The organism is Janthinobacterium aquaticum (assembly GCF_009208565.1).
Lineage (GTDB): Bacteria > Pseudomonadota > Gammaproteobacteria > Burkholderiales > Burkholderiaceae_D > Janthinobacterium.
This window is the reverse complement of sequence record NZ_WFLK01000011.1, coordinates 25,793-37,827: the sequence shown is the minus strand read 5'-3', so window position 1 is coordinate 37,827 and position 12,035 is coordinate 25,793. Positions and strand designations below refer to the sequence as shown.

The 12,035-nt window shown below is 63.8% G+C and carries 10 protein-coding genes; 4 read left to right on the top strand and 6 right to left on the bottom strand.

Features of this window, described 5'->3' with window-relative positions; translation table 11 throughout:
- Positions 1–23: 23 nt before the first annotated feature.
- The 4 genes from GCM43_RS17150 to GCM43_RS17135 all read right to left on the bottom strand — a co-directional run bounded on the left by GCM43_RS17150 (position 24) and on the right by GCM43_RS17135 (position 5,766).
- The gene (locus GCM43_RS17150; protein ID WP_152246472.1) at positions 24–833 is read right to left on the bottom strand and encodes a transglutaminase family protein; all 810 of its coding nucleotides are present in this window, start codon (positions 831–833) and stop codon (positions 24–26) included.
- A complete protein-coding gene (locus tag GCM43_RS17145; protein WP_152246470.1) occupies positions 833–1,777 on the bottom strand; it encodes an alpha-E domain-containing protein in 945 nt (314 codons plus the stop codon). The genes GCM43_RS17150 and GCM43_RS17145 overlap by 1 nt, the downstream gene beginning before the upstream one ends.
- On the bottom strand, positions 1,778–3,226 hold the full coding sequence (locus tag GCM43_RS17140) for a circularly permuted type 2 ATP-grasp protein (RefSeq protein WP_152246468.1): 1,449 nt from the start codon (positions 3,224–3,226) through the stop codon (positions 1,778–1,780).
- Between the two features lie 332 nt (positions 3,227–3,558).
- Entirely contained in the window at positions 3,559–5,766 is a 2,208-nt protein-coding gene (locus GCM43_RS17135; protein WP_152246466.1) for a TonB-dependent receptor, read from the bottom strand.
- A 242-nt stretch (positions 5,767–6,008) separates the two neighbouring features.
- On the opposite strand from GCM43_RS17135, the gene GCM43_RS17130 reads away from it, so the two are divergent.
- The 4 genes from GCM43_RS17130 (at position 6,009) to GCM43_RS17115 (ending at position 9,346) form a co-directional block, all read left to right on the top strand.
- Positions 6,009–6,671 carry a hypothetical protein gene (locus GCM43_RS17130; RefSeq protein WP_152246464.1) on the top strand — a complete coding sequence of 221 codons (663 nt, stop codon included), beginning with the start codon at positions 6,009–6,011 and terminating at the stop codon, positions 6,669–6,671.
- A gap of 91 nt (positions 6,672–6,762) precedes the next feature.
- Positions 6,763–7,725, top strand: coding sequence for a 2-hydroxyacid dehydrogenase (locus GCM43_RS17125; protein WP_152246462.1), 963 nt, complete (start codon positions 6,763–6,765; stop codon positions 7,723–7,725).
- Positions 7,726–7,786: 61 nt separating this feature from the next.
- Entirely contained in the window at positions 7,787–8,977 is a 1,191-nt protein-coding gene (locus GCM43_RS17120; protein ID WP_152246460.1) for a low temperature requirement protein A, read from the top strand.
- Positions 8,978–8,986: 9 nt separating this feature from the next.
- Positions 8,987–9,346: a hypothetical protein gene (locus GCM43_RS17115; protein ID WP_152246458.1), complete on the top strand. Its 360-nt coding sequence runs from the start codon at positions 8,987–8,989 to the stop codon at positions 9,344–9,346.
- Here the strand turns inward: GCM43_RS17115 and GCM43_RS17110 are convergent.
- Both GCM43_RS17110 and GCM43_RS17105 read right to left on the bottom strand, forming a co-directional pair.
- Complete coding sequence (locus GCM43_RS17110; protein ID WP_152246456.1) at positions 9,343–10,698, bottom strand: serine hydrolase; 1,356 nt, start codon at positions 10,696–10,698, stop codon at positions 9,343–9,345. The genes GCM43_RS17115 and GCM43_RS17110 overlap by 4 nt on opposite strands.
- A gap of 217 nt (positions 10,699–10,915) precedes the next feature.
- Positions 10,916–11,953: a DNA-binding protein gene (locus tag GCM43_RS17105; RefSeq protein WP_193315655.1), complete on the bottom strand. Its 1,038-nt coding sequence runs from the start codon at positions 11,951–11,953 to the stop codon at positions 10,916–10,918.
- Between the last annotated feature and the right edge of the window lie 82 nt (positions 11,954–12,035).

The following is a 12,035-nucleotide window of genomic DNA, read 5'->3' as shown; positions in this document are numbered from 1 at the left end:
GTCATTTTACAGCAGGCCCCGGCTCAGGCGACAGCAATCTGCACATCGACCTGCAGCGTTTCGTCGCCGCCGCCCTGGCGCATGCCGCGCACCGGCGCTGCCGACTCATAGTCGCGGCCAATGGCCAGCCGGCAATAGGCGTCCGTCATCAGCCGCGCATGGGTCACGTCGATGCTGACCCAGCCGGTAAAGTCGCTGTCTTCGGCCCAGGCGTCGATCCAGGCATGACTGGCCGCGTGACCGGTGGCGCCCGGATCGATATAGCCCGACACATAGCGCGCCGGAATGCCCCAGGCATGGCAGCAGGCCAGGTACAGATGCGCATGGTCCTGGCATACGCCGCGGCCCAGCGCCAGGGCGTCGCCGGCAGTGGTGGTCACCTCGGTGGCCCCGCTTTCATAGGCGACCTTGCCAACGATCTGCTCGGCAAGGCGCAGCAATTGCGCCGTATTGGCCGGTTTGTTGCGCTCGGGCAGGCTGCTGGCGGCCAGCGCTTCGACTGCCTGGTCTGCCTGCGTGAGCCTGGTTGGCAGGGTAAACAACAGCGGCGACAGGTGATCTTGCAGGTTCAGCCGGCCCTGGTAGGGGTAGATGGTTTCCACCACGCCGTGGGCGACCAGATCGAGTGACTGGTGCCTGCCGCTGATGGTAAGCATATGCGAAAGATTGCCATAGGCATCGGTAAAGGCATGGCACTGGCCGGGCGTGGCAATCTGCCACGACAACGCGTGCTGCTGCGGTTCACGGCGCGGCGTCAGGTGCAGTTGCTGGATGGTGTAGGCCAGTGGCAAACTGTAGGTGTAGCGCGTTTCATGTCGGATAGTCAGTATCATCAGGCCGCCAGGGGAACGAGGAAGTCACGGCTGACACGGTTACCCAGCTCATAGATGCTTTCCAGGAAATCGGTCAGGCTCTGATGCAGGCCGGCCTGCATGATGTCGTCAATGCGGCCGAATTTCAGCTGCGCATGCAGCTTGCCGGCAAAGCGCTCGGTATCGGCGGACACATCGTTGCGGATGTGGCGCAAATTCTCCACCACATCGTCCATGCAGGCCAGCAGCGAGCGCGGCATGTCGCCGCGCAACATCAGCAATTCGGCCACGCGCGCCGGTGTAATGACGTCGCGGTAGACCTTGCGGTAGATCTCGAAGCCCGATACCGAACGCAGCAGAGCCGCCCAGTAATAGAAGTCGCGCTGGGAAAGGTCGCCCGGCTGGTCGCGCATGCCATGGAACTTGACGTCCAGTATGCGCGCCGTATTGTCGGCCCGCTCCAGGAAAGTACCCAGGCGGATGAAGTGGATCGCTTCGTCCTTGAGCATGGTGCCCAGCGTGACGCCGCGCGACAGGTGCGAGCGGTATTTGACCCATTCGAAAAACGCGCTGGGGTCGCTATCGAGCAGCTGGCCGTCCAGGCGCTTTTGCATGCCGAGCCAGGTGGCGTTCTGGATTTCCCACATTTCCGTGGTCAGGGTGCCGCGCACGGCGCGCGCATTTTCACGCGCCCCGGTCAGGCAGGCGGCGATCGAGGACGGATTGTTCGGATCGCGCACCATGAAGTCGAGCACATCGTGGGTGGCGATGCGCGCGTGTTTCTCGTCATAGGCGTTTTGCAGTTCGGAAATGCCCAGCGTGGCGCGCCAGCCACGTTCGGCTTCGCGCTGCGACTGCGGCAGCATCGAGGTCTGCAACGTCACATCGAGCATGCGGGCCGTGTTTTCGGCGCGTTCGGTGTAGCGCGCCATCCAGTACAGATGATCGGCAGTGCGGCTCAACATTTATTGGTCTCCTCCAAAAGCATCGGTTTTTTCCAGTACCCAGGTGTCCTTGGTGCCGCCGCCCTGCGACGAATTGACCACCAGCGAGCCATCGCCCAGCGCCACGCGGGTCAGGCCGCCCGGCACCATGGAAATATGTTTGCCCGACAGCACGAACGGGCGCAGATCGATATGGCGCGGCGCGATGCCCGACTCGACATAAGTAGGGCAGGCCGACAGGGCCAGCGTGGGCTGAGCAATATAGCCGCCCGGATTGGCCAGCAAGCGCCGGCGGAAATCCTCGATCTGCGCCTGGTTTGAGGCCGGCCCCACCAACATGCCGTAGCCGCCGGCGCCGTGCACCTCCTTGACCACCAGTTTGGCCAGGTTGGCCAGCACATAGGACAGATCGGCCGGCTTGCGGCACTGATAGGTGGGCACATTGTTGAGGATGGGCGACTCCGACAGATAAAATTCGATCATGTCCGGTACATACGGATAGACCGACTTGTCGTCGGCCACGCCGGTGCCGATGGCGTTGGCCAGCGTGACGCGCCCGGCGCGATACACCGACAGCAGGCCGGCCACGCCGAGCGACGAATCGGCGCGAAACGCCAGCGGATCGAGGAAATCGTCGTCGACGCGGCGGTAGATCACATCGACCCTTTTCGGTCCGCGCGTGGTGCGCATATACACCAGGTTATCGTTGACAAACAAATCCTTGCCCTCGACCAGCTCGACGCCCATCTGCTGGGCCAGAAAGGCGTGCTCGAAATACGCCGAGTTGTACATGCCTGGCGTCATCACTACCACGGTCGGATCGTCGACGCCCAGTGGCGCCACCGAACGGAGGTTATCGAGCAGCATATCGGGATAATGGTCGACCGGCGCGATCTTGTTGCGTGCAAACAGTTCCGGAAACAGCCGCATCATCATCTTGCGGTCTTCCAGCATATACGACACGCCCGAGGGCACGCGCAGATTATCTTCCAGCACATAGAACTCGCCCTGGCCGGCGCGCACGATATCGACCCCGGCAATATGCGCGTAAATGTCCGAGGCAACAGCGATGCCCTGCATTTCCGGCCGGTACTGGGCATTGCGGAAGATCTGTTCGGCTGGAATAATGCCGGCCTTGATGATGTTTTGCTCATGATAAATATCATGGATAAACATATTGAGCGCCTTGACCCGCTGTACCAGCCCGGTCTGCATCTGCGCCCATTCGGCGGCGGGAATAATGCGCGGGATAGTGTCGAACGGGATCAGCCGTTCGGTGCCCGCGTGGTCGCCGTAGACGGCAAAGGTAATGCCGACGCGGCGGAACATCAGGTCGGCTTCAGCCCGCTTGCGCGCCATGGTGTCGGCCGGCTGCTGCTGCAGCCACTGGTGGAAATCACGGTAGTGTTCGCGCACGCCGGCTGGCGTGTCCGTCTCGTGCTCAGTCATTTCATTGAAAAAATTGGCCATGATTGCACTCCCCAAGCTGGTCTACCTTGCTTACAGCAGGAAGCGTGCCAGTTTAATGTGATAAATTTGACCAGTTTTGTGGCAAGGCAGAGTGACGCGCACCTGATTGGTGCAAGGCGGGCGCCGTTGTGGGGAAGACAGGATCAGGCGGACGGCAGGCCGATGGTAGAAATGGTGCCGAGGTCGGCAGCGCTGCCGAGCGTCATGTTGCCGCCATGGCTTTCGGCCACGGTTTGCAAGAAGGGCAGGCTACAGCCCGGAGCAAGATCTGGTATTGCTCGCTCACCTGTTCCGGGCCGTAGTGGATCATGCGCGCACGCGGCGCTCCAGGCTTAGAACGCGACGCTGGCCGAAACGGCGACGGTGCGCGGCGACGCCAGCACCAGGCTGCCGGCGCCAAACGACGAGACAGCCGAAGCCCAGTAGTTGCGATCAAACAGGTTGTCGACGCGCGCACGCAAGGTGACGTCGCGGCCCGCCACCTGCGTCAGGTAGCGCGCGCCGATGTCGACGCGGGTCCAAGATGGCAGCTGCTTGGTATTGGCCAGGTCGGCATACTGGGTCGAGGTATAGACGGTGCGCGCGTTCAGGCTCAGGCCCGATAATCCCGGCACATCCCATTCGGCGCCCAGGCTCAGCTGGGTTTCGGGCGCGCCGATCACTTTCTTGCCGTTATTGGCGGCCACGTCGGTGCCGCTTTGCTCGGTATCGAGCCAGGTCAGGCCGCCCAGCAGGCGCACGCCGGTCACGGGCGCACCAAATACCGACAATTCCAGGCCACGGTTGCGCTGTTGGCCGAACAGACCGGCTTCGGTGCCGCGCACGGCCAGCAGCGGCTGGTCGATGGTAAACAGCGCGGCCGTCACGCCCAGGCGGCCGCCGTCATACTTGACGCCGACTTCCTTCTGTCTGGACTTGTACGGCGCGAATACTTCCCCATTATTGCTCACCAGCTGCGGCGGCGTGCCATAGGTACCGCTGGCCACCGGTCCCTTGACCAGCGCTTCGATATAGTTGGCGTACAGCGACACCGCTTTGCTGGCCTTGTAGACGATGCCGGCCACCGGCGTGGTGGCGCTCTTGTCATAGTAGGCGTACTGCACGGCCGTGCCATAGGCGTACGCGGCGTCGCGGATCTGCTGGCGGCGTGCACCCACCGTGACCAGCACGGTATCGTCGAGGAAGGCCATGGTGTCGGCCAAGGCGTAGCTGGTCAGGATGGTTTTCTGCGTCAGGCGCGGGTCGCTCATGACGCCGCCCGAGTTGGCCGCCAGCGTCGGTGGCATCAAGCGGTCGACCGGTGCATAGATATTGGTCGGCAGGCCGGCGTAGTCGCTGATGGCGTAGGCGTTCTTGGCTTCGTTCCAGTGGCCCGACCAGCTCGCTACCAGCGTATGTTTGACGGCGCCGGTCTGCAGCTTGGCGCGCACGCCCACTTCGCCGGTGCGAATATCTTGCTTACGGGCATTGTCGAAGCGGTACACGCTGGCGTCGCCATTGGTCGAGGTCAGTGATGGATTGGCCAGGCTGTTGGATTCCTTGGTGGCGCGGGTGCCGAATGCGGCCCAGGCCACGATGTTGCGGGTCAGGTCGTATTCGGCGCGCGCGGTGCCGAACACATCGCGTTCCTTGGAAAAGCTCCAGGGCTGGGCAAAGTTGCGCGACGCGTCCGGCGCCGATGGCAGCACCGCTACGCCGGAAGTGGCGACGGAAGGACGCGGCGCGGTCAGGTCGAAATTCTGGTAGCCGGCGTCGGCCGACACGCGAAAGTCGCGGCCACGGTAATCGAGGCCGACCGAAAACATGCTCACATCGTGGTCTTCATGCTTGATGCTCGTTTCGCCCTGGCGCTTGGCAGCGTTGATGCGCACGCCGAACTCCTGCTGCTCGCCGAAGCGGCGCGCCACATCGATGGCTGCATAGCTGTGGCCGCCGCTTTCCACGCCCACCGTCACTTCGGTCAGTGGGGTGTTGCCGGCACGCTTGGGCATCAGGTTGACCGCGCCACCGATGCCGCTGCCGCCAGGGGCCGCACCGTTCAGAAAAGCGCTGGCGCCGCGCAACACTTCCACGCGCTCAAGTAATTCGGGCGAGACATACTGGCGCGGCAGCACGCCGTACAGGCCGTTATAGGCCACGTCGTCGGAATCGAGCGCAAAGCCGCGTATCACATACACTTCCTGGAAGTTGCCGTAACCGCGCGACATGCGCACGGCCGGATCGCTTTGCAGCAGGTCGCCCACGCTGCGCGCTTGCTGGTCGGCAATGAACTGCTGCGTATAGCTGGTGCCCGAGAATGCCGAATCCATCATGTCGACCGCGCCGAAAATGCCCACGCGGCCGCCGCGCGCCACCTGGCCGCCGGCGTACGGGCGCGACAGGCCTTCGACCGACGCGTCTGCCGAGGCGCTGACGGTGACGGTTGGCATAACGGGCGCATCAGAGGCCGGGGCGCTCTGCGCGGTCTGTGCATGGGCACCGCTGGCCAGCAGAAAAGCGGCCAGCGCAAAGGGAGTGGGGGCGAGACGGAAGGTCGACATATGGAAGCTCTTGTTTGAATATTAATGAGAATGATTATCATTATAGAATAGTCTGACGCGCGATGGGCAAGCGCCCGGCAGCGCATGCTTGAAATAAGGCGCAATGGCGCAACAGCCGCCTGGAAAGGCGCAGCCGGCGGCGAAAAAAGTAGCGTCGGACAGTACCTTGCAGATTAATTAATGGCGCGCAGCAACTGACGTTAAGATCAGTGTGTCGCCCGCAGGGCATACCAACATGGCTTATGAAACACTGGGATCGTCCGGCCGCACCGGAACCGCGCCGCTACTGGCAGGGCGCAGCTGTTGCGCTGATACTGGCCATGCATGGCCTGGGCCTGTACTTTCTGTTGCTGCCGGCTAAGAAATTGAAACAGGTGACGGAGATCGCGTTTATGACGCTGATGCCGCCGCGTCCGCTGCCACGCACGCCGCCCATGCCTTTGCCGATGCCGATGCCATCCGCCCCGGCGCGCGCCGTCGGCAAGCCAGCCGTTGCGCCATTGCCAGCCATCACGCTGCCGGGCCTGCCACTGCCTGCGGCCGAATCCGACTTGGCCATCGAACCGGCGCAGGAGGCACCCACGGCAGACCTGCGCACGCGCGCCCGGCTGGCCGCCGGCGCTGCCGACAAGGCCCTGCGCGCCGAATTGAAACAGGACAAGCCATGGCTTGCAACACCGGAACCGATGCAATCGGCGCGCCAGGCGCGCTTTGAAAAACTGGTCGCTGCGGCCTATCAGGGCGGACCGATGATCAAAATGGAAGAGTACCTGACGCCGGACGGGCGCGTTGCGACCCGCATTGTGACGGCCACCGGCAGCAAGTGCTATGCCATGCCCGCCAATCCGGGCTCCGGCGCCGACCCGTTCAATACCGGCGGCAAGCTCAAACCGGTACCCTGTTAGCGCCAGCCGCGGCCCATGGGCATATGCGCTGCAGCGTCAAATATGCTAAGTTGCGTCTGCTGAAATATCCTGCAGACTAACCTGGACGCCCATGCACACTGAACTTCCCGATCTCCTGGTGCTCGCACCGAGCCCTGCGGCTGTCGTCAATGAACAACTGGAGCAGGCCTATACCTGCCACCGCGCCTGGCAAGTGGCGCCCGAACAGCGCGCCGCCTGGCTGGCCGAAGTCGGTCCGCGCATCCGCGCCGTGGCCACCACCGGCGTGCTGGGCCTGGGTGCGGCCGACATGGCGTTGCTGCCCAAGCTCGAAATCATTGCCGTCAACGGCGTCGGCCTGGATGCAGTGGCGCTTGACGTGGCAAAACAGCGCGGCATTGCCGTCACCACCACCCCCAATGTGCTGACCGACGACGTGGCCGACGTGGCCGTGGGCCTGCTGCTGGCCAGCGCGCGCCGGATTGTCGCGCTCGACCATTTCGTGCGCGACGGCGCCTGGGAACGGCGCGAGCCGATCAAGCCGGCCCTGAGCCTGCGCGGCAAGACCGCCGGCATTTTCGGCTTCGGCCAGATCGGCCAGGCGATTGCGCTGCGCCTGGCGGCGTTCGGCCTCAAGCTGCGCTACTACCAGCCGCGCGCGATTGCCGGCAGCGACGTGCCGCGCAGCGACTCCTTGCTGGACCTGGCGCGCGAGAGCGACTTCCTGATCGTCTGCGCGCCCGGCACGCCAGCCACGCGCAAGGCGATCAATGCCGACGTGCTGGCCGCGCTGGGGCCGCAAGGGACATTGATCAATATCGCGCGCGGTGCGCTGGTCGATGAAGAAGCGCTGATCGCCGCCCTGCGCGACGGCGTGCTCGGCAGCGCCGGCCTGGATGTGTTTTGCGACGAGCCGCGCGTGCCGGAAGCCCTGCGCGCGCTGCCCAATACCGTGCTGACGCCGCATATCGGCAGCCTGACGGTGGAGACGCGCCAGGCGATGGGCCAGCTGGTGGTCGACAATCTGCACGCGCATTTTGCCGGCTTGCCATTGCCCACGCCGGTAAAAAACTGACACCGATCATCGAGCCGTCCGCCTGTCGCCAGCACGGAACTATTTGTAGAAAGAAAGAAGCATGGAATTGAAAGCAACACTGCTGCGCACGCGCGGGCAGCAGGACAGCGGCAAGGTCAGCATGATCGAGCTGTTTTTCGATCTGGTATTTGTGTTTGCCGTCACGCAGCTGTCGCATACGCTGCTTGAACACCTGCACGGTGTCGGCTGGCTGCAGACGGGCCTGCTGCTGATGGCCGTCTGGTGGGTCTGGATTTTTACCTCGTGGATTACCAACTGGCTCGACCCCGAGCGCATGCCGGTACGCATCTGCCTGTTCGTGCTGATGCTGGGCGGCCTCTTGATGTCGTCGTCGATACCGGAAGCGTTCGCCGCACATGGTCTTGGTTTTGCCGGCGCCTATGTGGCGATGCAGGTGGGCCGGCCGCTGTTTGCGCTATGGGCCGTGCGCAGCGATACGCTGGCGCGGCGTCGCAACTTCCAGCGCATCACCGTTTGGGCCGTGCTGTCGGGCGCTTTCTGGCTGATCGGCGGCGCCCGTCCGGCCGAAGAGCGCCTGGCGTGGTGGGGCGGTGCGTTGCTGATCGACCTGGCCGGCCCGTGGCTGATGTTTGCCGTGCCGGGACTGGGCCGTTCGAGCACCACCGACTGGGATGTGGACGGCAACCACATTTCCGAGCGCTGCGGCCTGTTCGTGATTATCGCGTTGGGCGAGTCGCTGCTGGTCACCGGCGCCAACTTCTCGGCCATGGAGTGGAATGCCAGCAACTGGCTCGGCTTTTTGTCGGCGCTGCTGGGCAGCATCGCCATGTGGTGGCTGTATTTTGACCAGGGCGCCGAAATGGGTCACGTTCGCATTGCGCAGTCGAAAGATCCTGGCCGCATTGCGCGCCGCGCCTACACCTATATTCATATGCTGATCGTGGCCGGCGTGATCGTCAGCGCGGTGGCCGACGAGCTGTCGATGATGCATCCGGACGAAACCAGCTTTGCCGGCATCAGCGCCTTGCTGGGCGGACCGGCCCTGTATCTGGTCGGCAATGCGCTGTTCAAGTGGGTCAGCAGCGACCGCCGCATGCCGCCGCTGTCGCATATCCTGGGCCTGCTGCTTATTATCGGCCTGATTCCGTTGTCTTACGGACGCATCTACAGCCCGGTCACGATCGCCTGCATGACCACGGTGGTGCTGATCCTGGTGGCGGCCGGCGAGCATATCGCGCTGCGCCGCCCACCGCCGGAACTCGACCCCTGAGGTGTGCCGATGAGCAGGCGCGCACCGGCGTTTCCCTATCCATTGCAACCGCTGCGGGTGCCTGCCGGCTGGCAGATCACGGTCAATACCTTGTTCGAAGTCGACCCGGGCCCGGACACCATGCAGTGGTTCAGCAGCGCGCTGCTGCTGTGGGGCCACTGCAGCGCCAGCGGCTATTGTTTCAACTCGCATTTCGAGCCGGAAGATGACCCGCAAGGTCAATTCGTGCTGGAGCTGGCGCGCGTGGAGCTAGACCGTAACGGCAAGGCCGTCAAGGTCAGCGACACGCTGCTCGAAGAGCGGCGCACGCGCAGCAGGGCGCAGTTTGTCGCATGGGTCGAGCAGTTCATGCTTGCGCCAGGGCACTAGGGCAGACGCTTGCCCGGCAATGCCTGCCCATTCTGATACAGCACCAGGCTGGTGATGGCGCCCTGGTCATCGCGCTTGAATTCGAGCTGCGCATCGACCACCTTGTAGAAAAAACGATCCTTGCCACTGGCATACACCGGCACTTCCGGTTGCCCGGTGGCGCCCGCCAGCAGGCCGTCCGGCCCCTGGCGCACGCTGAGGATGAACTGCGGCGCCAGCGCATAGCGACCCTCGTATTGCACCAGGTCTGCCGCACTTATTGCCACTTCCTTCGGCACTGCCTGCAAAGGCGGCAAGGTGCCCGGCACCAGGCTGGCCACGCCCAGCGCATCGACCTGGCGCGAGGTGCTGCTCAGCACCACCACGCCTTTCCTGCCATCGGCCGTAAAACCGATAAAGCTGGCGTAGCCGCCGGTCTGGCCGTTATGCCAGGTAAAAGGCTGGCCTTTGGCCTGGTCCACGATCCAGGCCAGCGCGATACCCTTGCCACCGCCCAGCTCGGCCTGTTTTTTTACCGCCAGCACATGCGCCGCATCGGGCTTGAGCATATACGACTGCACATACGCCACCAGGTCGCGCGCGCTCGACAGCACGGCGCCGGCGCCGGCAATTGCCTGGAAATCCCAGTTGCGGGCCGGCTTGCCGTCGGTGCCATGGCCTTGTGCCAGCCGTGCCCGCAGCGCCGGCGACAGCACCGATGAAGTTGATTTCATGCCCAGCGGCTGGGCAATGCGCTGCTGCAGCAGGATTTCATAAGACGCGCCGGCCTGGCTGGCCAGCGCCGTGCCCAGCAGGCCGTAAGCAAGGTTGGAGTATTCAAAACCGTCGCCGGGCGCGCGCGTCAGCTGGTGCCCGGCCAGGTAGCTGCGCAGCTTGTCCGCGCTGTAATCGGCGTAGGGATTGCCTGCATCGGCCGGCGCCAGATTGCCAGGCAGGCGTGGCAGTCCCGAATAATGGGTAGCCAGGTCCAGCAGCGTAATGCGCCGCTGGCCCGAGGCCGGAATGGAAAAATCGGGCAGCAGCTCGGCTACCGGCTGGCCCAGCCTGGCCTTGCCGGCCACTACCGCATCCGCCAGCAGCAGGCCGGTCATGGTCTTGGTGGCCGAACCGATCTCATAGACGGTGTCGGCATCGGGCAACTGTGCTTTGCCATCGGCAACAGTGCCGAAGCCCGTCACGGTACTGTCCGGGCCATCGATCACGGCAATCACCAGGCTGGTGTGCTCATTGGCGCGCACCAGCGCTTCGGCGCGTTCGCGCACGGCAGGATCGAGCACGGGCGCGGAAGCGGCCGTGGCGCTGGAAAAGGCCAGAGTGAAAAGGGCAGGCAGCAGGGCGGGGCGTCGGGTCATGTCCACTTTCTATCAGGAAGGAAAAAGAAGGCAATTCTTTTTGAGCAACTTTGCCGTTTGTTATCTTGGCAAAGATTTTATTTTTTTACAAGTTTTGCCGTCAGGTCGACACTGATATGGCCTGGCGCGCGCAGCGATTGTCATTGAAACGATCAACTTGGGCCCACCGGAACCGTCCGGGCAAACTGAACTAGGCCTGGTTGCGGCGCGCTGAACCTCAGTCCGGCGCCGATGATGCTGCCCGTGTCGACGGTGCGCTTTCCAGCCGCGCCAGCCGCGCCGCCAGTTGCGCATGCTCACGCAGCAACTGGTCGCGCTCCTGCGTCAGTGCCTCGCTGCGCTGTTGTGCGCTGGCCGCATGCTGCTCCTGTAAGCTCATCTGGCGGTCCTGCGCAGCCAGCGCTATCTTGCTGTCGCCCAGCGCCTGGACCGCCGTTTCCAGTTTGGCCAGCAGCGCGTCGGCGGAAGCGGCCGCTTGCAGATACTGATACTCGAACTGGTCGCGCTCGGGGCGCAGCACGGCCAGCGTGTCGCGGCTGGCGGCGGCCTCTGCTGCGGCCTGTTCCTGCGCCTGCTGCAACTGCGCCAGACGCATTTCCTGCTGCGCCAGCGTGGCCTGCTGGCCCTGCAATCGCTGCTGCAGCTGGGCGTTGTCGTGCTCGAGCCGGCTGGCGCGCTGCTGTTCAACCTGGCGCTCTTCCTGGCGCTGGCGCGCCGATGCCTCCTGGTAGTGATCGAACTGCGAGCGCACCTGCGCCAGTTGGCGGTTCAATGCGGCAACCTCTTCGCCGCGGTCGGCCAGCCGCTGGCTCAGGCCGGCGTTATCGCTGTGCAAGGTGGCCAGCGTGACGGCGCGGTGATGGTGTTCTTCCTTCAGTTGCGCCAGCGCCTGCTGGGTGGCGCGCAGTTCCTGCGTCAGGGCGGTGCGCACTTCGACCAGCTTCAAGCGCTCCGTCTCGGTTTTTTTCAGCTGTTCCTGCGTCGCCGCCAGGGCAGTGCGATGTTCCTGCATCGCGCTATCGAGCTGCTGCGCCAGGTCGCGCTGCTGCTTGTCATACACACCGCGCATCGCCTCCATCAGTTCGGCCGGCAGGCCCGCTTCCGTCTTCACGACGCCGTCGCGCTGCTGCTCTTCCTTCCAGCGCTTTAACAGCGGCGCAATGGTGCTCTTGCTGCCGGTGCTGCCCAGCGCCTCGCGCACGCTGTCGACGGTGGGATTACGGCCATCGGCAGCCACGATTTGGGCTGCTTTCATAACGTCGGAGTACAAAATGCCTGTGCGGGCCATCAAATCACCTATGAGCGAAATTTAGTAACGTATTACATGATACGTAATA

Coding starts and splice junctions, on each gene's coding strand:
- GCM43_RS17130 (WP_152246464.1), top strand. CDS start 6,009: ATGAAACACTGGGATCGTCCGGCCGCACCGGAACCGCGCCGCTACTGG.
- GCM43_RS17145 (WP_152246470.1), bottom strand. CDS start 1,777: ATGTTGAGCCGCACTGCCGATCATCTGTACTGGATGGCGCGCTACACC.
- GCM43_RS17115 (WP_152246458.1), top strand. CDS start 8,987: ATGAGCAGGCGCGCACCGGCGTTTCCCTATCCATTGCAACCGCTGCGG.
- GCM43_RS17110 (WP_152246456.1), bottom strand. CDS start 10,698: ATGACCCGACGCCCCGCCCTGCTGCCTGCCCTTTTCACTCTGGCCTTT.
- GCM43_RS17105 (WP_193315655.1), bottom strand. CDS start 11,953: ATGAAAGCAGCCCAAATCGTGGCTGCCGATGGCCGTAATCCCACCGTC.
- GCM43_RS17150 (WP_152246472.1), bottom strand. CDS start 833: ATGATACTGACTATCCGACATGAAACGCGCTACACCTACAGTTTGCCA.
- GCM43_RS17140 (WP_152246468.1), bottom strand. CDS start 3,226: ATGGCCAATTTTTTCAATGAAATGACTGAGCACGAGACGGACACGCCA.
- GCM43_RS17125 (WP_152246462.1), top strand. CDS start 6,763: ATGCACACTGAACTTCCCGATCTCCTGGTGCTCGCACCGAGCCCTGCG.
- GCM43_RS17135 (WP_152246466.1), bottom strand. CDS start 5,766: ATGTCGACCTTCCGTCTCGCCCCCACTCCCTTTGCGCTGGCCGCTTTT.
- GCM43_RS17120 (WP_152246460.1), top strand. CDS start 7,787: ATGGAATTGAAAGCAACACTGCTGCGCACGCGCGGGCAGCAGGACAGC.